Annotated in this window: 16 protein-coding genes; 8 read left to right on the plus strand and 8 right to left on the minus strand. The window is 46.0% G+C overall.

The annotated features are described in order from the left end of the window. The gene (locus ACESTD_RS09010; RefSeq protein WP_005823578.1) at positions 1-1,269 is read left to right on the plus strand and encodes a glycosyltransferase family 4 protein; all 1,269 of its coding nucleotides are present in this window, start codon (positions 1-3) and stop codon (positions 1,267-1,269) included. 17 nt (positions 1,270-1,286) lie between these two features. Then, the gene (locus ACESTD_RS09015; RefSeq protein WP_057256630.1) at positions 1,287-2,702 is read left to right on the plus strand and encodes a glycoside hydrolase family 57 protein; all 1,416 of its coding nucleotides are present in this window, start codon (positions 1,287-1,289) and stop codon (positions 2,700-2,702) included. Between the two features lie 80 nt (positions 2,703-2,782). On the opposite strand, the gene ACESTD_RS09020 is transcribed toward ACESTD_RS09015, so the two are convergent. Then, a complete protein-coding gene (locus ACESTD_RS09020) occupies positions 2,783-4,366 on the minus strand; it encodes a DUF4270 domain-containing protein (RefSeq protein WP_373158818.1) in 1,584 nt (527 codons plus the stop codon). Positions 4,367-4,389: 23 nt separating this feature from the next. Further along, a complete protein-coding gene (locus ACESTD_RS09025; protein ID WP_009037059.1) occupies positions 4,390-5,214 on the minus strand; it encodes a glycogen/starch synthase in 825 nt (274 codons plus the stop codon). A gap of 246 nt (positions 5,215-5,460) precedes the next feature. Between ACESTD_RS09025 and panC the strand changes: the two genes are divergently transcribed. Together panC and panD are read left to right on the plus strand one after the other, a co-directional pair. Further along, positions 5,461-6,318 (plus strand): pantoate--beta-alanine ligase, encoded by an 858-nt coding sequence (gene panC / locus ACESTD_RS09030; protein ID WP_022401698.1) that lies wholly within the window; start codon positions 5,461-5,463, stop codon positions 6,316-6,318. Between the two features lie 39 nt (positions 6,319-6,357). Further along, a complete protein-coding gene (gene panD, locus ACESTD_RS09035; protein ID WP_005823568.1) occupies positions 6,358-6,711 on the plus strand; it encodes an aspartate 1-decarboxylase in 354 nt (117 codons plus the stop codon). A gap of 64 nt (positions 6,712-6,775) precedes the next feature. Here the strand turns inward: panD and ACESTD_RS09040 are convergent, their stop codons facing one another. Together ACESTD_RS09040 and ACESTD_RS09045 are read right to left on the minus strand one after the other, a co-directional pair. After that, complete coding sequence (locus ACESTD_RS09040; RefSeq protein ID WP_022401697.1) at positions 6,776-8,422, minus strand: S41 family peptidase; 1,647 nt, start codon at positions 8,420-8,422, stop codon at positions 6,776-6,778. Positions 8,423-8,529: 107 nt separating this feature from the next. After that, on the minus strand, positions 8,530-10,830 hold the full coding sequence (locus ACESTD_RS09045) for a bifunctional dihydroorotate dehydrogenase B NAD binding subunit/NADPH-dependent glutamate synthase (protein WP_005835472.1): 2,301 nt from the start codon (positions 10,828-10,830) through the stop codon (positions 8,530-8,532). A gap of 196 nt (positions 10,831-11,026) precedes the next feature. Between ACESTD_RS09045 and ACESTD_RS09050 the strand changes: the two genes are divergently transcribed. From ACESTD_RS09050 to ACESTD_RS09060, 3 genes are read left to right on the plus strand one after another with little or no spacing between them, the layout of a single operon-like run. Continuing rightward, positions 11,027-13,162 carry a TonB-dependent receptor domain-containing protein gene (locus ACESTD_RS09050; protein WP_005835473.1) on the plus strand — a complete coding sequence of 712 codons (2,136 nt, stop codon included), beginning with the start codon at positions 11,027-11,029 and terminating at the stop codon, positions 13,160-13,162. Positions 13,163-13,167: 5 nt separating this feature from the next. Further along, a complete protein-coding gene (locus tag ACESTD_RS09055) occupies positions 13,168-14,181 on the plus strand; it encodes a sensor histidine kinase (RefSeq protein WP_005828900.1) in 1,014 nt (337 codons plus the stop codon). 1 nt (position 14,182) lies between these two features. Beyond that, on the plus strand, positions 14,183-14,884 hold the full coding sequence (locus ACESTD_RS09060; RefSeq protein WP_005828898.1) for a LytTR family DNA-binding domain-containing protein: 702 nt from the start codon (positions 14,183-14,185) through the stop codon (positions 14,882-14,884). Positions 14,885-15,031: 147 nt separating this feature from the next. Here ACESTD_RS09060 and serS read toward each other — a convergent pair whose 3' ends face one another. The 4 genes from serS to ACESTD_RS09080 form a co-directional block, all read right to left on the minus strand. Next, the gene (gene serS / locus ACESTD_RS09065) at positions 15,032-16,306 is read right to left on the minus strand and encodes a serine--tRNA ligase (protein WP_119961246.1); all 1,275 of its coding nucleotides are present in this window, start codon (positions 16,304-16,306) and stop codon (positions 15,032-15,034) included. Between the two features lie 141 nt (positions 16,307-16,447). Then, the gene (gene rpmA, locus ACESTD_RS09070; protein ID WP_005828893.1) at positions 16,448-16,717 is read right to left on the minus strand and encodes a 50S ribosomal protein L27; all 270 of its coding nucleotides are present in this window, start codon (positions 16,715-16,717) and stop codon (positions 16,448-16,450) included. Between the two features lie 22 nt (positions 16,718-16,739). Then, positions 16,740-17,057 carry a 50S ribosomal protein L21 gene (gene rplU, locus ACESTD_RS09075; protein ID WP_005828892.1) on the minus strand — a complete coding sequence of 106 codons (318 nt, stop codon included), beginning with the start codon at positions 17,055-17,057 and terminating at the stop codon, positions 16,740-16,742. 226 nt (positions 17,058-17,283) lie between these two features. After that, entirely contained in the window at positions 17,284-19,296 is a 2,013-nt protein-coding gene (locus ACESTD_RS09080) for an HAD-IA family hydrolase (protein ID WP_373158817.1), read from the minus strand. A 173-nt stretch (positions 19,297-19,469) separates the two neighbouring features. Here ACESTD_RS09080 and ACESTD_RS09085 point away from each other — a divergent pair, with 173 nt between their 5' ends. Further along, positions 19,470-21,701 (plus strand): GH92 family glycosyl hydrolase, encoded by a 2,232-nt coding sequence (locus ACESTD_RS09085; protein ID WP_035449955.1) that lies wholly within the window; start codon positions 19,470-19,472, stop codon positions 21,699-21,701. Positions 21,702-21,710 lie beyond the last annotated feature (9 nt).

Below are 21,710 nucleotides of genomic sequence, written 5' to 3' on the forward strand. Positions count from 1 at the left end.
ATGAAAGTTTTAATGTTTGGATGGGAATTTCCTCCCAAAATATATGGTGGTCTTGCGGTTGCTTCTTATGGAATAACTAAGGGATTAAGTTTGCAGGGTGATGTGGAAACTACTTTCTGCATGCCCAAGCCGACGGGCGAAGAAGAGGACTTCTTGAAGATAGTGGGCATGAACCAGGTGCCTATCGTGTGGCGTGATGTCGATTACAATTATTTGAAGTCGAGGCTGACGCGCAACATGACGCCGGAAGATTATTATTCTTTTCGTGACCATATCTATTCGGATTTCTCTTATATGCACGTCAATGACATAGGCTGCATGGACTTTGCCGGCGGTTATCCCGGCAACCTGCACGAAGAGATAAACAACTTCTCGGTGATTGCCGGAGTAGTGGCTCGCCAGCAGGAATTTGATATTATTCATGCCCACGACTGGCTGACGTATCCCGCCGGAGTGCATGCCAAGATGGTGAGCGGAAAGCCGCTCTGTATCCATGTCCATGCTACTGACTTTGACCGTTCGCGCGGAAAAGTCAATCCTACCGTCTATTCTATGGAGAAGAACGGTATGGATTATGCCGACTGCATCATGTGCGTGTCCGAACTGACCCGCCGCACGGTTATTGAGCAGTACCATCAGAACCCCAAGAAGGTGTTTGCTATGCACAATGCCGTCTATCCTCTCTCGCAGGAATACCAGGACATTCCACGTCCCGACCATTCCAAAGAGAAGATTGTGACATTCCTGGGCCGTATCACCATGCAGAAGGGACCGGAATACTTTGTGGAAGCAGCTTCGCTGGTATTGCAGCGTGCCCGCAACATCCGCTTTGTTATGGCCGGTTCGGGAGATATGATGGATGCCATGATTAATCTGGCAGCCGAGCGGGGCATCGCCGACCGGTTCCACTTCCCGGGCTTCATGAAGGGAAAGCAGGTATATGAGGTTTACAAGAACAGTGATGTATTCGTTATGCCTTCCGTTTCCGAGCCTTTCGGTATCGCTCCGCTGGAAGCCATGCAGTGTGGGACTCCTTCCATCATTTCCAAGCAGTCGGGATGCGGTGAAATTCTTGATAAGGTCATTAAGACCGATTATTGGGACATTCATGCAATGGCCGATGCCATTTATTCCCTCTGCACTAATCCCGCTCTCTTCCAATATCTGCAGGAGGAAGGCAGGAAAGAAGTGGATGGAATCACGTGGGAAAAAGTAGGCTTGAGAATCCGCGCCCTCTACGAGGATGTGTTAAGAAACTATGGTAAATAACAAAAACAATAATAGAAATGAGAACTATCTGTCTTTATTTTGAAATACATCAAATCATTCATCTGAAACGTTACCGTTTCTTTGATATAGGTACCGATCATTATTACTACGATGATTATGCCAATGAAACCAGTATCAATGATGTAGCCGAACGCTCTTATATCCCGGCATTGAACACCTTGATTGAAATGGTGAAGAATTCCGGAGGTGCGTTTAAAGTGGCTTTCTCCATCTCGGGGGTTGCGCTGGAGCAGTTGGAAATATATGCACCGGCTGTCATCGACTTGTTGCACCAGCTGAATGATACCGGTTGCTGTGAGTTCCTTGCCGAGCCTTATTCCCATGGCCTTTCTTCTCTGGCCAACGAGGATTGCTTCAAGGAAGAGGTGATGCGTCAGAGCGCTAAGATGAAGCAAATGTTCGGTAAGGCACCGAAGGTGTTCCGTAATTCCAGTCTGATTTATAATGACGAGATTGGTGCGATGGTGGCAGCTTTGGGATTCAAGGGCATGCTGACGGAAGGAGCCAAGCATGTTTTGGGTTGGAAGAGTCCGCACTATGTATACCATTGCTCCATGAATCCTAACTTGAAGTTGCTGTTGCGTGACTTTAAGCTGTCTGACGACATCAGCCTGCGCTTCTCCAACTCCGAGTGGAACGAGTATCCTTTGTTTGCCGACAAGTACATCAACTGGATTGATGCTTTACCGCAGGAAGAGCAGGTCATCAACATCTTTATGGAGCTCTCTGCTCTGGGCATGGCACAGCCGTTGTCTTCCAATATTCTGGAATTCCTGAAGGCACTTCCATACTGTGCCAAAGAAAAGGGGATTACTTTCTCCACACCGACGGAAATCGTTACCAAACTGAAATCTGTTTCCCAGTTGGACGTTCCATATCCGATGTCTTGGGTGGACGAAGAAAGAGATACCAGCTGCTGGCTGGGTAACGTGATGCAGCGTGAAGCATTCAACAAGTTGTATAGTGTTGCCGAACGTGTCCATCTTTGCGATGACCGCCGTATCAAGCAGGACTGGGATTATCTGCAGGCAAGTAACAACTTCCGTTTCATGACTACCAAGCAAAGCGGTGTTGGCTTGAACCGTGGCATTTATGAATCTCCTTTTGATGCTTTTACCAATTATATGAATATTCTTGGTGACTTTATCAAACGTGTCGATTCTCTCTATCCGGTGGATATAGATAACGAAGAACTGAATGCATTGCTGACCACTATCCAGAACCAAGGTGCCGAGATAGAGGAACTGCATAAGGAATTGGAGAAAGCACAGGCCAAGTTGGAGAAGATAAAGGCTGCAGAAAAGAAAGAGAGCAAGGCTACAGCTAAATCTGCCGCAGAAAAACCGGCAAAGGCCAAGGCTCCTGCCAAAAAGCCTGCCGCAAAGAAAACAACTAAAAAGGCTGCTGAATAATATCGGCAGCTTATCCCATTAATCAAAAAAGCCTTCCGCTCTACAATGAGCGGAAGGCTTTTTTATGGAATATCTGTCAGTTACTTGTTGAAACTGGTGTATGTAACTTCTATTTTCAGCGGAGATTCCACTTCGCCTTTTGCATTCTCTTTCGGGCCGCCTTTTAGTTTGGCATATCCCGGCTTGAGGTCGTTTTGGATACCGGTTATGGTTTTGTTGCCGCTGCTGCTTGTACTGCTGTCATAGGTAATGGAAACCGGAATCAGCAATACCTTATCCCAGTCTTCATTTTCTTTGTTCCAAGTTTTTTCCCACTCTGTCTCATTCCAAGAACTGCCGGCTTTGTCTTTGGCGGCTTTCTTGGCAGCTTGTTTTTCGTTGATGCAAGTGGTAACCAAACGGGCTATGTTGCTGAATACATATTGATTAGTAGCAAATGCATTGTGGGTGGTTGTAAATGAGGTAATATTATCCCTGACTTTGTTCTCTTCAAAGAAGCTCTTCAAGTCCTGTTTACGTATCAACAGCACGTCATTGGGAGCACTCATGCTATATTCGTAGTCACTGTTTATATTGTAATTCGTGAAAGTCAGCTTCACGGCATTCAGGGTGTCATTGGTCAGTTTGTTGTATATTGAATCGTATGGCATGATAGCTTCGGTGAAGATACCGGCAGGAGATTTGATATAAGTGTGTTGGGGTTCGGCAGCCTTTTCCTTTATCAAATCAGAATTCATGAACTGGTTTGCCTGGATAACCTCTTTGGTAGAGGCAAATACAGTCTGCATGCTATAGAACAAAGAGTCTGTACCATCTTTTTTCTTCAGTGCTACACCGGTAGTATCATTTACGTGGTGGAAACGGAATTGCATATTTAAAGCCACATAATCCACATAGAGGATGGTTCCATCTCCGTAATCGCTCTTTACATATACTCCTTTGAAAATCTTGTCTATGAAAGTTGCGGCGTCTTTAAAGTATTCGGGATGCTCGCGATAAACCTTCAATATTCTGTCTTCGCCGAAAGTTTTCTTGTCCAATGGGAACGTCACATTGGGATAGAAAGTGTAATAACCGTTATTGTCCTTTTCAAATCTCACAGAGTCCGGAACAGACGTATCGAAAGCTGAATAAGCCTTACGTCCGAGCAGGGACTTGGGGTCGTACTTGTTGTAGTACTCTTCCGGATTGATATTGGTATAGCGATTTTTGTCCAGCTTCTTGTCCAATTCATAGATACTCATCCGGCATGCATTCAGGGAGTCGCCGAACCAACTGGAATAATAGACTGCAAGTTGCACTGAAACTACCGAGTCGGCAGTCATTGTACCAGTTGCCTTGATTGGATTTCCTTCACTGTCCCGTTCGGTCACTTTATACACTTCCGGAAGGGAGAAGTTTTCCGTACAGTTCAGCTCCGTAAGGAAACTTGTTTCGTAATAACCGAATTCCGGGTCGGAAAACTTGCCTATATAGCCGGTACTCGTTTTGGCAAATACAGAATCAACGGCAAATGAACGTGTTGTTACATTAAAAGTAGAAGTATGCGCTGACATGCCGTCAGAATCGGGCAACATACCCAGACCTAATGTTCCGGTGTTGTCATCGCATCCAAAGAAAGTCAGGACTGCCAAAAGCAATGTTCCCAGGTATCTTACTTTCATAGTTTTAACTGTCTAAATCGATTTTATTTTTGTTCTGTTTCCCATACCTTGTCGTAGAAGTCATTGCAGGCTTCAGCAAAGTTCTCGGGAGATTGATATTCCAATACCGGTTTTCCGGATTCGCGGGCATAGTTCAGTACTTCCTCATTGACGTGTTCGCTTTGCTGGATAATGCCGTCGGAGAAGTCAGCAGCCAGTTTGCAAAGTGCTGTGTAGTCAATGGGTTCCTTCAATCCTGCAATATCTTTCTTGGCGATGCCTTTCAACAATAGCTTGTTAGAGAAGTCTGCGTGGAAAGGTTGTTTGAAGTCATCTTCATAAAGGGAAAATATGACCTTGGCATCTCTGAAGGAAGGTTCGTCTTTATAGACTTTTTTGATGTACAGAGGCGCTAAAGCGGTCATCCAGCCGTGGCAGTGGATGATGTCGGGACACCAACGCAGTTTCTTCACCGTTTCCAGTACGCCGCGGGCATAGAAGATGGCACGGGCATCATTGTCTTCATACTCTTCACCATTTTCGTCTGTTACCTGCAAGCGGTTCTGGAAGTAGTCATCGTTGTCGATGAAGTATACTTGCATACGTGCAGACTGGATAGAGGCAACCTTGATGATGAGCGGGTGATCGGTATCGTCAATGATGAGGTTCATGCCGGAGAGTCGTATCACCTCATGCAGCTGGTTTCTGCGTTCGTTGATATTTCCCCATTTGGGCATAAACGTTCTGATTTCTCTGCCTTTTTCTTGAATAGCCTGAGGTAGGTTTCTGCCTACGAGGGACATTTCGGATTCTGAAACGTAAGGGGTAATTTCTTGGGTTATAAATAAAACCTTGTTCGCCTTTGTCATAATAACAATGTTCTCAATTATTCTGCAAAGATATAAAAAAAATCGGGCAATAAAGCAAACGGAGCCCGTCTATAATTCCTTATGAATTGTTAACTGCTTGTTATTCAGTGAGACAGCTGCTTCTGGAATTGCCGGAAAGTGTACTGAGTTTTGCATTAATTTGCGATATTTCTTCTTTATATGCTAAATAATGGTTTATTTTGCACCGCTTTTGCGAACAACCAAGTTATTATATAACCAATTAAAATGGAAATAGTACATACTATCAAGGACTTGCAGGCCGGACTTTCGGCTTTGAGAGCCCAAGGAAAGAAGGTAGGTCTGGTGCCAACGATGGGTGCCTTGCATGCCGGTCATGCCTCATTGGTGAAACGTTGTGTGGCAGAAAACGACGCTGCCGTAGTAAGCGTTTTTGTAAATCCGACCCAGTTTAATGACAAGAATGATTTAGTGAAATATCCCCGTACGCCGGAGGCTGATTGCCGTTTGCTGGAGGAGTGTGGAGCGGCATTTGTCTTTGCACCTTCAGTGGAAGAGATGTATCCGGAACCGGATACCCGCCGTTTCAGCTATGCGCCGCTGGACACAGTGATGGAAGGGGCATTCCGTCCGGGACATTTTAACGGTGTCTGCCAGATTGTGAGCAAACTGTTTGATGCTGTGCAGCCGGATCGTGCCTACTTCGGCGAGAAAGATTTCCAGCAGCTGGCAATTATTCGCGAGATGGTCTGCCAGATGAAGTATCCTTTGGAAATTGTAGGGTGTCCGATTGTGCGTGAGGAAGACGGGTTGGCTCTGAGCAGTCGCAATGCCCGTTTATCTGCCGAAGAACGTAAAAATGCACTGAAAATTTCGCAGACTTTATTTGAAAGTCGTACCTTTGGAGCTTCACATACGGTAGCTGAGACACAGAAGTTTGTGGAAGACACCATCGCAGCCGCCCCCGGATTGCGTTTGGAATACTTTGAACTGGTAGATGGCAGTACCTTACAGAAGATTGCCGATTGGGAGGAAACTTCTTATGCTGTGGGCTGCATCACAGTATTCTGTGGGGAAGTACGTCTGATTGATAATATCAAGTACAAAGAGCCTGTTGCCTTGTAATTTGTAATTTATAATTAGTAATTCGTAATTTATAAAGATATGATGATTGAAGTGTTGAAGTCGAAAATCCATTGTGCCCGCGTCACGGAAGCGAACCTGAATTATATGGGAAGCATTACGATTGATGAAGATTTGATGGATGCCGCCAACATGATTGCCGGCGAGAAGGTGTATATCGCCGACAATAATAACGGTGAACGTTTTGAAACCTACATTATTAAGGGCGAGCGTGGCTCTGGCAAAATTTGCCTGAACGGTGCGGCAGCTCGCAAGGTGCAACCTGATGACATCGTTATTATCATGTCCTACGCGCTGATGGACTTTGAAGAAGCCAAGTCGTTCAAGCCGACGGTGATTTTCCCCGACCCGGCAACGAACAAGGTGGTGAAGTAGTCTTTTTATTGAAATATGGAAATAGAGCCCCGTTTGCAATTTATCTGTAAACGGGGCTTTGTTTTTACTTCTGATTCTTTCCCGCAGGGTTCGTATGAGAATGAGGAGCCGATTTAATCTTGTCGAGTAAATACAGAATCTCAGTTTGGACATCGAAATTATATCTTTGGTAATCCTGATAGGTGGGCATCAAGTCTGGATAAAGTGTGTGGGCACACCGGTCTTTGCCCGGAAAGCATATTTGTATGGAGTTGGAGATAGAGCCTTGCATACCGGTATAGGGTAGCCGGAATAAGGTTTGTTCCATGTAGGTATTGGGGGCTTGTCCGCTGGGTATTCCTACAAGGGTAGCACCCATTTTCCACAGATAGAAAGTGTAGTGGAAAGCTGCACTGAAGGTATGTTCGTTGGTAATGACGTAAATGTGTTCCGGAGTATAGAGCGCCTTTCCTTGTTGCTTTCTCAATTCTTCCGGCACACTGGACATACAGTTCTCAATGAAGTCGGTCCGTCGCTGTTCTATGTTTGTGGTGTCTGCTTCGTCCGTACTGAAAGTGTAGTCACCGTAGGCATAGTCTGTTCCGTATGCTTGGTTGAAATCCTGTAAGTTTGTCTGTAGTTTTTGCATGTAGAGGGGAGAGATGATACGATAGAATTCTATATCCATATCCGTTTGCAGGAAGTGGTCGCCGAACAGTTGGTAAAGTGTGGGTAGGACAATTGGAGTCCAGCCGCCGCTATTGTTGCGCAAATCTATGATGAGGGTGGAGGAGGCTTCCTTCTTCATCTCTTTCAGCATATGGGCGAAAACTTCGGAAAGGGACGGGAGTTGCCGAATGGCTTGCAGGGTATCGGCGGGCATATCTTGTTTCAGGATATCCCGATAATAGAATCCTATTTGCCGGTATAAATCTTTCAGCCCTTGTTTTTGCATATACTCAAAATTATCCCGTGCCATGATACTGTTGATATTGATGAGCATTATTTGCTTGTCGTTGTCTATGAACTGATAGGCCAGTTGTTTGTCTGTATAAGCTTTCCAACTGTTATTGTGTTGCATGGGTGTGTTTTGCACTTCCTGCCTTGACAATAAGGGAAGGGTTAATCCTCTTGATTTGCCGTCGGGAGTAAGAAGTGAGAGGTGAAGGTTGTCTTTCATTTCAGGGAAAAGCTGTCTCAAGAAATGTTCCGTAGGCATGGACCTGCATAGATTGGCATAACGGTCATATAGGTTTTCACTGGCTTGGATAGCGGCAGTGCGGGCCAGTACCTCTTCTAAAGAATCTCCGTTGATGGTTGTGATACGGCTACCTAACAAGTCTTTGTACGTTTCAGGGATTCCTTGAAGTATAATGCCGTCGGGGATGGTGCGTACTTCCAGTGCCAGGTAACGCTGATTTGCTTGTTGATTGGCTGTGGGAGGTAAAAGGTAGGTATGTCCGTCTTGCAGATTGGATAGGAAAATGCTTACCTTATCAAAAAAGGTCTGTTTCGTACCGGGAGTCCGGCGTAACTCGTTCTCCAGATGGAAAGCTTGTTCGTAGAAGAATACTTTTCCTCCGAAGCCGCTGTAAGGGTCGGGATGGGTTGCTGCCAGTTCTTTTACCAGATACCGAAAGTCTGAGGCAAGGGAATCCCCGTTTAGGGGCTCTTGGGCGCTTGCCAATAGGGAAGCCAGACAGGGAAGGAGGGATAGATAAATACGTTTCATATTCTTGAAATATTTAAATTGTATGCTAGAAGGGGAAAGTAGAGGAAGAGGTTGTAGTAGAATAAAAAAGGTGGAGTTCGTATGTCTCCACCTTTCATGACAGATTCTTATTTTTTTAGCTGTTCGTTCATCGCTGCTGCTGCCTTTCGTCCGTCTCCCATGGCAAGGATTACGGTAGCACCTCCGCGGACAATGTCTCCTCCGGCAAAGATGGTCGGGATGGACGACTGCATGTTATCGTTGACGGCAATCGTTCCTTTCCGGCCCAATTCCAGTCCCTTGATGGAGCTTGGGACAATCGGGTTGGGAGATACACCTACGCTGACGATGGCAAGGTCAATGTCGATGGTTTCCGTGGCTCCGGGGATGGGTACGGGACTGCGGCGTCCGCTGGCATCCGGCTCACCCAGTTCCATTTTCTGAAGCACCACTTGTTTCACTTTTCCTTGTTCGTCGGCAATGTATTCGATTGGGTTGTGGAGGGTCAGGAATTCTACACCTTCTTCCTTGGCATGTTTCACCTCCTCGATACGTGCCGGCATTTCTTCTTCCGAACGACGGTAGATAATTAGGGCGCGCGCTGCACCGAGGCGGCGTGCAGTACGCACGGAGTCCATGGCAGTATTACCGCCGCCTATCACGGCTACACATTTGCCGAAGGGAACCGGTGTATCGGAATCTTCACTTGCCGCATCCATCAGGTTGACACGGGTCAGGTATTCATTGGACGAGAGGATATTGATGGAGTTCTCGCCGGGGATGTTCATAAAGTTGGGCAGTCCTGCACCGGAAGCTACGAATATGCCTTTGAAGCCTTCCTCTTCCAGTTGTTCCACGCTGAGCGTCTTGCCGATGATACAGTCCTTGACGAATTCTACTCCCATTTTGGCAAGGTTGTCAATTTCCACATCCACCACTTTGTTGGGCAGGCGGAACTCAGGAATGCCATATTTCAATACACCACCAATCTCGTGCAGTGCTTCGAAAACAGTCACGTCATAGCCATACTTCGCCATATCTCCGGCAAATGACAGACCGGCGGGACCCGAACCGATGACAGCTACTTTGATACCGTTCTTTTCCTTGATTTCAGGTATGGAGATTTGTCCGCTCTCCCGTTCGTAGTCAGCGGCAAAACGTTCCAGATAGCCGATGGCTACCGGCTTTTCGTTCATTTTCAGATGGATACATTTGGATTCGCACTGTTTCTCCTGCGGGCAGACGCGACCGCAGACGGCAGGCAGTGCACTGGTTTCTTTCAGTGTCTTGGCTGCTTCGAGGAATTCACCGCGCTCAATGTTCTTGATGAAGCGGGGGATGTCGATACCTACCGGACAACCTTCCGTACATCCGGGGTTGGCGCAGTCCAAGCAACGTTTGGCCTCTGTCAGCGCTTGTTCTTTCGTTAACCCTTGGTTGACTTCCTCCTTGCGGCTGTGCGAGCGGTATTCTGCATCGAGCTCGTTCATCTCCACGCGTGGAATGGCAGTCCGTTCTTTGGCTTTCATGGATTTGCGTAACTCCTGACGCCATGCAGCATTACGGCTTTTCTCATCTTCCATGTTTTCACCGGTAGCTTGGCAGGTCTGAGGTTCTTCCAGCTTGTGCATCTCCTCGCGTTCGATGTTTTTAAAAGCGCCCATACGCTTCAGCATCTCGTCGAAGTCCACTTGATGTCCGTCGAACTCAGGGCCGTCCACACATACAAATTTGGTCTTTCCTCCGATGGTGATTCGGCAGGCGCCACACATGCCGGTACCGTCAACCATAATCGTATTCAGGGATACATCCGTGGGGATTTCGTATTTCTTTGTCAGCAAACAAACAAATTTCATCATGATGGCGGGGCCGATGGCGAAACACTTGTTCACCTTCTCGCGCTTGATGACTTCTTCTACGCCTTCCGTCACCAGACCTTTTCGTCCGTAGGAACCGTCGTCGGTCATGATAATGACTTCGTCGGAGCTTTCGCGCATCTCCTTTTCAAGGATGATCAGTTCTTTGGTACGTCCTGCCAGTACGGTGATGACGCGGTTGCCGGCAGCTTTCAGCGCTTGCACGATAGGGAGCATGGGAGCTACGCCTACACCACCTCCGGCACAGACCACAGTACCGAAGTTGTCAATGTGCGTAGCTTGTCCCAACGGGCCGACAACATCCGTAATATAATCGCCTTCGTTCAGTTCGCAAAGACGGGTAGAGGAGAGCCCGACTTCCTGAACCACCAGTGTGATGGTTCCCTTTACCGGGTCGGCTTCCGCAATGGTAAGCGGCATACGTTCGCCTTTTTCGCCCACACGTACAATGACAAAGTGCCCTGCCTTACGTGATTTGGCAATCAATGGTGCTTCAATGACTAACTTAAAGACCTTTTCAGAAAAGTGTTCTTTGCTAATGATTTTATTCATTATCTAATAATTTTGTTGGTGTAATTACGCAATTACTGTCAGATTGATAGATTTTGCAAAGATAGGGGTTATTTGGTAATATCAAAAGAAGAATAGGGTAAAACTGCATGTTGTCACTGGATAACATTCCTTTGTCACTATAATTTGTTCACTTTCTACAGCCTGCCTACTTTTGAAATAAAAAATGAGGAAGAGTATGTATCGAAATGTTTTTTTAGGGGCAATTTTATTGAGTATGCCTTTGGTGGTTTGGTCGCAGCAGGATACGATTGCCGACCAGCGTTTGGAAGAAATTATGGTAACTGCTAAACTCCCGTTGGTAGAAATATCTGCCGGTAAAACAAGTTACCGGATGGATGCGTCAGTCACTCAAAGTACGGGAAGTCTTTATGATGTTCTTGCTTCCCTGCCGGGAGTCGTGATAGATTCCAATGGTAATATCTTGCTGAACGGACAAAGCGGTGCGACGATTCTGATGGATGGCAAGCCTACTTATCTTTCGGGAGATGAATTGATGAGTCTGTTGAAATCTACTCCTGCAACTAATGCTGATAAGATAGACTTGATAACCCAGCCTTCCGCACGCCACGATGCGGCGGGAAGCTCCGGGTTGATTGATATCCGTACAAGAAAAATCAGACTGCGCGGTGTGAATCTGGCCTTGAACGGCAATGGCAGTCTTGGACGGACGGGTAGCGGTTATGGAGGTGCCTCCATGAATATCCGGGAGAATAAGTTCAATCTTTATTTGAACTATTCGTATTATCAGGGGAAGGATGTCATAGACTTGTTTATCGACCGTGCGTTCGAACGGGATGGAGGAAGGATGATGCAGGACTCTTACCGGAAGCGTAGGAATTATTCGCACTATTTTCGTACCGGATGTGATTATTATCTCAATGAGCGGACAGTTTGGGGAGTCTCATTGGGTGGAAACTTTTCCCGGCAAAGGGAAAATGCAGGCATGTTTACGGAAATCCGAGAAACCGGAGTTGCGGGAAATACTTACAGCCATGCGGAGCAAAACCGGAATAATGTTTCTGCCGGAACCAGTATGGTGCACAAGCTGAAAAGAGAAGGGGGAGAACTCAGCGCTTCTTTTGATTATTTCCATTACTACCGTGTTGGAAACCAGTTGATGGATAGTTTTAAGCCCGATACATTGAAAGGGGATATGAAGGGAAATACCGACTTATATGTCGGACAGATAGATGCGGTTTATCCATTGAGTGAGGTTTGGAAGTTACAGGCCGGAGTCAAAACCTCATTTGTTACGATAGACAATACGGCAGGTTATATGCGTCCGTCGGTTTCCGGCTGGCTGCCGGACGGGGCACTTGGTTCCCGATTCGTATATGATGAGAATATCAATGCCTCTTATCTACAAGTCGGCTATGAGAAAGACCGCTTGAAAATCTCAGCGGGTCTAAGGTTGGAACATACCCATGTACACGGGGATTTTGGAGGAAATACACAACAGAAAGACTCTTCGTTTACAACGAATTACTTCCATTTGTTTCCTACTATTGCTTTGCAATACGGTTTGACTTCGGAACATCTGTTTCAGCTTTCGTATGGCAGGCGTATTACCCGCCCCAATTATGGTGATTTGAATCCTTTTACCTATATATTTGATGACTATACCCATGAAGGGGGAAATACGAAGCTGCATCCTTCTTTCTCTGATAATATAGAGTTGGGGTATGTGTATCGTGACTGGTTTCAGACAGTGCTCTTTTTCTCGCATACAGATGATGCTATCATGAAGAGCTATCGCGAACAGGAGGGGCGGCGTATCTATGTAATGCCCCAGAATCTGTCTTCCTATGTACAGACGGGTATGCGTGTACATGCCGCCAACCTCTCACCTGTTTCTTTTTGGAAGGTGAATCTGACCGCTATCGGTATTTATAATAATTATGGTTGGACGGAGCAAGGGCAGAAAATGAAAAACCGTATGTTTACCCCGATATTCGGCTGCATGAACCAGTTTGCTTTCACTTCCGTATGGTCGGCCGAACTTTCGGCAAATTATAATGGACGAATGGCCTACGGACAAGCCACAGTACATCCGGCGCTGGAAGTGAATGTCGGCATCCAAAAGAAGATGTTCCGTAACAGATGCACCGTTACCTTGTTTGCCAAGGATGTATTCAACACCAATTATCAAAAAGTAGATATTCAATCTCCCGGTGTGCAGGCGTTTGTTGACGAACGGCACAACAAACGTGTGCTGGGTATTGCTTTCGCCTGGCGTTTTCAAAAAGGCAGCGAGACAAAAGAAAGCAGAAGGAAAAAAGAAATAGATGAAACAAAAAGAGTAAATTTGTAACTGTTATGGGCAGACTGTGGAACAAGTGGCTGGTGCCGGCATTATTTGCCGTGATTCTTTTTCTGTGTATTCGTGTGGCGAATGATATTCCGAAACATGAATACTATTGGGAAAGTAATGAGTGGAATTTCATGCTGAAGGATATGCTTGTGGTACTCTTCATGTCTTATCCTATCTTTTTTCTATTGAAGTATTGGCTTCGTTTGTGCCGGAAGCGGAAGTTGGTATGGTGGCAGGAATACGGGGTAGTTGTCCTGACGGTTCCCGTCTGGTGTCTTCTGACGATGTGGGTCATCCGCTTTTTGATGGGGGTAAGTCTTGATTTATACGATGTGCCTGTTCCGGCCATAGTCAGTATGTTGCTTGGCGGCTTCTTTTATATATTCTTGCGTAATCAGATGATACAGAAGGAAAATGAAGCTCAACGCCTGCAGTTGGAGAAGATAAAAAATGACCAGCTCCAGACAGAACTGAAATTCCTTAAAGCGCAATATCATCCACACTTTCTTTTTAATGTACTCAATACGGTTTATTTTCAGATAGATGAGAATAATGAGGCTCCGCGGCATACTCTTGAGCAATTGTCCGATTTGCTTCGTTACCAATTATACAATGATGGGGAGAAAGTGCAAGTCCGTGTGGAAGTGGAATATCTGAAACAATACATCAGCCTATGTAAACTTCGTGCTACGAAGCGGCTGCAGTTGCAGGTGCATTTCGATGAAATGGAGGCGCAGGTTGAGATTTATCCATTGTTGTTTGTACCGTTGGTGGAGAATGCTTTCAAATATGTGGGAGGGAACTATTTTATAGCTATGGATATGTGTCTGAAAGAAGGCAAGTTGTGTTTTAGTATTGAAAATTCTATACCGGAACCATTAGTGCACCAGAAAGGAAAACATGGAATCGGCATAGAAAATCTGAGGCGCAGGCTGGAGCTGCTATATCCGGAGCGTCATACGCTGGACATAAATAGAGGAGATACTTTGTTTAGAGTAAAACTTGTGATAGAATTATAGGATGAAACAGGTAAAATGTGTAATAACCGATGACGAGCCTACTGCATGTGAAGGATTGCAACGCTATGTGGAAAAGGTGGATTTCCTTTCTTTAATGGGTGTATGTGAAGATACTATGCAGTTGAACACTCTTTTGCAGACTGAGCAGCCGGACTTGTTGTTTCTGGATATTGAAATGCCTTATCTTTCGGGGCTTGAACTCTTGGCATCTCTTGCCCATCCGCCTCATGTGATTATCACTTCCGCTTATGAGCAGTATGCATTGAAAGGTTATGAACTTGATGTTACGGACTATCTGTTGAAACCGATTTCGTTTGACCGGTTCCTGAAAGCGGTGAATAAAGTACATGGTCTTTTGCAGCAGGAGAAATGGCCGGATGAAGCTAATAATTTTATATTTGTCCGTTCAGACCGTCAGATGCATAAGGTGTTGTTTAAGGATATTCTGGTGGTGGAGGGGCTGGAAAATTATGTCTGTATTTATACGGAAAGCACAAAGCTACTTGTACGTTCTACCATGAAGCGTATGATAGAGGCTCTTCCTGGTGGAGTATTTCAGCAAGTCCATAAATCATATCTGATAAATTTGGAAAAGATTGAGATGATAGATGGCAATCGGATTATAGTTGGGAGGCATACTGTTCCGGTGGCACGTAATTTCCGCGAGGAGGTGTTTGCACGTATTTTGAAGAATACTTTGTAGTTGCGCAGGAGAAGCTTGTCATGATAAAACTCTGGGCACGAATTACATGGATTTCACGTTTTTTGCTAACCGCAACTGTGAAATTCATGTAATTCGTGCCCGAAAGAAAGTGTCAAAGGCGTATTGCTGCACGTGACTATTATGGCCTTAGTCTATTATTTCAAATCCCGTATACGGAACCAATGCCTTTGGTATGCGGATTCCTTCTGGAGTCTGGTTGTTTTCCAGTAAGGCGGCAACGATGCGTGGCAGAGCGAGTGCGGAACCGTTCAGCGTATGGCAAAGCTCTGTTTTCTTTTCTGCCGTACGGTAGCGGCATTTCAGACGGTTGGCTTGATAAGTGTCAAAATTAGAGACGGAACTTACTTCCAGCCAGCGTTTCTGTGCTTCGGAATACACCTCAAAGTCAAAACAGAGGGCAGCCGTGAAGCTCATATCGCCACCGCAAAGGCGCAGGATGCGGTAGGGGAGTTCCAGTTTTTGAAGCAAACCTTCTACATGGTCCAGCATTTCCTGATGAGACTGTTTGGAGTGTTCCGGCTTGTCGATGCGCACCAGTTCTACTTTGGAGAATTCGTGCAGACGGTTCAGACCACGTACATCTTTTCCGTATGAGCCGGCTTCGCGACGGAAACATTGAGTATAGGCGCAATTCTTGATGGGCAACTGTTTTTCGTCCAGAATCACATCGCGGTAGATGTTTGTTACCGGAACTTCGGCTGTAGGAATCAGATATAAGTCGTCCACTTCGCAATGGTACATTTGTCCTTCTTTATCGGGAAGTTGCCCCGTGCCATAGCCAGAAGCGGCGTTCACCACTGTCGGCGGCATTACTTCTGTATAGCCGGATTTGCGTGCCTCGTCCAGGAAGAAGTTGATGAGCGCGCGTTGCAGTTGTGCACCTTTGCCTTTGTATACGGGGAATCCGGCACCGGTAATCTTAACGCCCAGGTCAAAGTCTATCAAGTCATATTTCTTGGCCAGTTCCCAGTGGGGCAGGGCATCTTTGGGCAATTCGGTTTCCATGCCGCCCATCTTCTCTACCACATTGTCGTCGGCACCGACGCCTTCGGGCACACTGTCATAGGGAACGTTGGGGATGGTGTAAAGTAAAGTCTGCAAATCGTTGGCAGCCTGCTCCATATTGGCTTGCAAGTCTTTGTTGACTTCTTTCAGCTCGGCCACGCGGCTTTTGGCGGCTTCTGCTTCTTCTTTCTTACCCTCCTTCATCAGTTGTCCGATGGATTTGGAGAGTGAGTTGGCTTCTGCCAAGTTTTTATCTAAGATGGTTTGATTGGCTTTTCTTTTGTCATTGAAGTCCAGCACTTGTGCAATGGTTTCTTTCGCATTCTTGAAGTGCTTCTTTTCCAGTCCACGGAGAACCGCGTCGGTATTTTCTGTAATTTGTTTGATGGTAAGCATATCTTATACTTGTTTTTATGTTATTCGGTTTTGTGAGTGCAAAGATATGGAAAAAACAAATAAAGTGTTGCTTTTGACATGAAAGAAAGGGATGCAATCCATTCGGATTGCATCCCTTTTCCTTATTTCTTGTTCGGAAACTTATGCTTCTGCGTTTTCTGCAGGGATAACAGAAACTGAACGTCTGTCTTCCTTGCCCACTTTGAATTGTACAGTTCCGTCTACTAAAGCGAAAAGAGTGTGGTCTTTTCCCATACCGATGTTATTACCCGGGTGGAATTCAGTACCTCTTTGACGAACGATGATGTTACCTGCTTTGCAAGCTTCGCCACCAAATATCTTAACGCCTAATCTCTTGCTCTGTGATTCGCGGCCGTTCTTAGAACTACCGACACCTTTTTTATGTGCCATTTCTTCTTACTGTTTTAATTGATTAAGCTACTACTTCTGTAATTGTTAACTCTGTGAATTGTTGACGGTGACCGTTCAACTTACGATAACCTTTTCTTCTTTTCTTGTGGAAAACAAGAACTTTATCGCCTTTTACCATGTTTGATACGACCTGGCAAACAACCTTTGCACCCTCTACTGTGGGAGCACCTACGGTGATGTTGCCGTCTTTGTCTACCAAAAGAACCTTGTCAAACTCTACTGTTGCACCGTTTTCTGCATTCTGGATGTGGTGTACAAACAGCTTTTTGCCAGCTTCTGCTTTGAATTGCTGACCGTTGATTTCTACAATTGCGTACATTTCTTATATATAATGTATAAGTTAGCTCCGTCGGGTGGTCTCTAATCACTTAGAAAGCACTTGGTCGAACCCGGTGCGGAATAATCGGGCACAAAAGTACTCTTTTTATTCTAAATGGACAAATGTTCTTTTGCTTTTTTGTTCTTTTAATGCAGATTGTACTTTTAGATTATTGGAGAAAAACTGTTTCATCAAGGAGAAACAGTCCGTGTAGGGATGGTTTCTGTTACAAAATGAATTTCAGAACATAGATACCGGCCAGCATCAGCGCCATTACAAGACACGCGAATATGACGAGTAGCACAAGACTGTAAGTCAGCATGAGGATAGTGCGCCAAAAGCTTCTCCACCAGGTGCAGCGGTACAATTGTTTGTAATCCCAACAGAATAGGACGAAAATAAGCCATAAAGGCAGCTCATACAAATCGTCTACCTTTGCGTACCCGTTGAAAGGCAGCACGATGATGCTCAGCAGGAGTATCTGGCAAGCTATGTAGGCTTGTATGAACACATGCTCCGTGGTATTGTAGTTTAACTTATATTTCCGGCGTCGGAAGGCAAGTTGGGTGGCAAGTGCAAACAAAGGCAGTGTGGCAATGATGCGGAATGCCTTGTTTCCGTGTCCCCAGCTCTTCATCAGATTCCATACTTTCATTAGGAAAGGAGAGTTCTGTAAGACTTTTTCCAGTCTGTCTCCCACTTCCGAGGTGTCGTTTACAAATTCATCGATGAGGTCGCCATCATCGCTGTTCTGTTCGGACACCTGTGTGGCAGAAGTGGAGTCGTTCTTCTCTTCCAGTTTGTTCAAGCTTTTCTCCAGGCTTTTTATAGTGATGGCGAGGGCTCGCTTTTCCTCTTTGCTATAGGTTTTCTCCATCTTTTTGGTAAGCTTCTCTTTAGCGGCAATGATTTCTTCTTTGTCTGTCTGCTCTGTCTTTTCCGTCTTTTCTTTTTTGCTTAGGGCTTCCGGGTCTACCAGTTGCACAGCCATGATATAAAGGGCTGCAAGAATGAAGAGTGTCTGGAACGGGTGAAAATACTCTACACGCTTACCACCGATGAAGTCTCTAATCATGTACCCCGGACGGTAGAGGAGTTCCAGAAGGGTACGTCCAAAGCCATTATCTATATTGAAGAAGCCTCCGGCAATGTTTTTAAGCGCGTTACTCAACCGATAGCGTGGAGTGTTACGGCTTTGTCCGCAACGGTTACAGTAGTTGCCGGTATAGGTGGTGCCACAATTCAGACAGGTGCAGGTTTCGTTGCCAGCGGGAGGAGTTTTTCTCCCTTGTATCAGCTTGATGTGAAATGCGCGTAAGCGTACTGCGCAGGGGTGCCACCATGAGTCGATGAAAGTTCTTGCTTTGTTGGGTAGTATCCTTCTTTTTTGGAGGATACCCCACAATGTCAGTATGAAAACAACCGGGAAGAAGTTGCTGTCGTCGGTCATGTCCAGCTCTTCAATAGCCAGCCAGAAGAGTGTCACTAGAAGGAGGATTTGCCAGACGCTTATCCTTTTCTGTTTCCGGGGAGAAGTGGCATGCGCATTTTCCGGCCGGATGGGATTTTCAATCTTGAATATGGAAGGATGCTCCTCCTGAACTGCCAGCAGTTCTTCCAAGGTGTTCATTATTTTCCGGTGTGGGTACTTCTCCAATTCTTTGGCAGTGGTTACTCCGTGGGTGACTCCAGCAAAGTCTACTCCGGCCGCTTGGGCTGTTTCCGCATCTACCGTGCTGTCGCCTATATAGAGGGTCTCGGCTTTGCTGACATGTAGCCGCTTAATGGCAAGGAGTAGCCCTTCGGGAGATGGCTTGGCGGCTTTCACGTCTTCACCACCCACGATGATGTCCATAAAATCTTCAGGAAAATGCTGGTCGAGGAGTTCCTTGATGCGGAATCGGTATTTGGTCGAGATGATTCCGATGCGGGCGCCGGAGTCCTTCAGTGCAGTCAGTACGGACTTGGTTTCCAGGAAAAGCACCGTGTTGACAGTCATATGCGTATCGGCCTCTTTTCGGTATTCTGCCTTGAATCCTGCCAGTTGTCCGGCATCTGTCACGCCGGTGAGGATGGAAAAAGAGTCTTCCAGAGTCTTGCCGATAGTACGTTTGATGTCGTCATCCGTCACCTCTGTATATCCGTGACGGGTCAGTACGTTGTGGAAACAAGTGACGATTCCGCGGGAAGAATCAGCAAGCGTATAATCAAAGTCGAAAAGATAGGTCGTGTAATTCATTGTGACTTTTTGTGACAAAGATAGTGTAAAGTATATTTTTACAAAATAAAAAAGAGGATTAATCGGAATTTTGTATTACTTTTGTTTGCATGAATTCTGTAGAAAAGTGACAAGATGTGTAAGTGTTTTATCCGGTTAGGTTGTTATACTATACACGTTAACCCTATAATGTTATGAATTTGATAAAATCTTGTTGTTTGTTTGTGGTCTTTTCATCCTTTCTGGCATGCACCTCGCAGGTGTCGGATGTGAAGAGTGTGTCTTATACAGAGTTTGTGAATCCCTTTATCGGTACAGATTTTACTGGAAACACCTATCCGGGTGCCCAGGCGCCGTTTGGCATGGTGCAGCTCAGTCCTGACAACGGACTGCCGGGCTGGGACCGTATTTCCGGATATTTTTATCCGGACAGTACCATTGCAGGCTTCAGCCATACCCATCTCTCCGGAACCGGCGCTGGTGACTTGTATGACATCTCTTTTATGCCGGTGACATTGCCTTATAAGGAGGCGGAAGCTCCGCTCGGCATTCACTCTTTGTTCTCTCATTCGGAAGAGTCGGCAAGCGCTGGATATTATCAGGTGCGTCTGAAAGATTATAATATAAATGTAGAGTTGACGGCCACCGAGCGTTGTGGCATTCAGCGGTATACTTTCCCAAAAGCCGATGCTGCCGTTTTCCTGAATTTGCGGAAAGCCATGAATTGGGATTTTACCAATGATTCTCACATAGAAGCCGTCGATTCGGTAACGGTGCAAGGTTACCGTTACTCTGACGGTTGGGCACGCGACCAGCGCCTCTACTTCCGTACACGTTTCTCCAAACCGTTTGCTGCGATGCAGCTCGATACAGCTGCCATAGAGAAAGAAGGCAAGCGGATAGGGACATCTGTCATTGCACGATTCGACTTTCAGACTAAGGAAGGAGAACAGATTCTTGTCAGTACTGCCATCTCCGGTGTAAGTATGGAAGGGGCGGCACGTAATCTGGCAGCAGAAGTACCTGATGATGATTTCGACAAATACCTGGCTGCTGTGCAGGATGATTGGAACGAACAATTGTCCCGGATAGAAATAAAATGCGATGACCGCGATGAGAAAGTCAAGTTCTATACAGCTTTATATCATTCGATGATTGCTCCTACCATTTACAGTGATGTGGACGGCGCCTATTACGGTCCCGACAAGCAAGTGCACCGGGTAGAGGGCTGGACAAATTACAGTACTTTCTCCTTGTGGGACACTTACCGTGCGGCTCATCCTCTCTATACTTTTATTGAGCCGGAACGGGTGAATGATATGGTGAAGTCCTTCCTCGCCTTCTTCGAACAGAACGGCCGCCTTCCCGTATGGAATTTTCAGGGGGGCGAGACAGATATGATGATAGGTTACCACTCTGTGCCGGTTATTGTAGATGCCTATCTGAAAGGTATTGGGGACTTCGATGCGAAAAAGGCCTTGGAGGCTTGTGTAGCTACTGCCAATATCGATTCCTATCGTGGCATTGGGTTATATAAGAAATATGGCTATGTTCCTTATAATGTGACGGATCAGTATAATTCGGAAAACTGGTCACTTTCTAAAACACTGGAATATGCATATGATGACTATTGTATAGCCCGTATGGCAGAGAAGCTGGGCGATAAGGAGGTTGCGGACGAGTTTTATAAGCGTTCCCGTAATTACCGGAATGTCTACAATCCGGTAAGTTCTTTCATGCAGCCCCGTGATGACAAGGGAGAGTTTATCCGGAACTTCTCGCCGGACGACTATACTCCGCACATCTGCGAGAGCAACGGCTGGCAATACTTCTGGTCTGTGCAGCAGGATATTGACGGTTTGATAGTTTTGACCGGAGGTAAGGAACGGTTTGCCCAGAAGCTGGACAGTATGTTTACTTACAATCCTTCTGCAGATGATGAGTTGCCTATTTTCAGCACCGGGATGATTGGCCAGTATGCGCATGGAAATGAGCCTAGCCATCACGTCATCTATCTGTTCAATGCTGTGGATCAACCTTGGAAAACCCAGAAATATGCAGCCCGGGTGATGCGTGAACTCTACCAGAACACTCCTGCCGGTTTGTGCGGCAACGAGGATTGCGGACAGATGTCCGCCTGGTATGTGTTCAGTGCGATGGGCTTTTATCCGGTAGACCCGGTTGGTGGAAAATATGAAATCGGTACCCCCCTATATCCGGAAATGAAGATGCACCTGCCCGGTGGAAAGACCTTTACGGTACTGGCGCCGGCGGTGAGCAAGGAAAATTGCTACATTCAATCTGTCAAACTCAACGGTAAGAACTATGACAAAAGTTATATTACGCATGAACAGATAATGGATGGAAGTGTTTTCGAATTTGAAATGGGGGATAAGCCAGGTCAGGCATGGTACAGTCCCCGATAACCGGCTAAC

This window comes from Bacteroides sp. AR20 (assembly GCF_964250605.1).
In the GTDB taxonomy this organism is placed as follows: domain Bacteria; phylum Bacteroidota; class Bacteroidia; order Bacteroidales; family Bacteroidaceae; genus Bacteroides; species Bacteroides uniformis.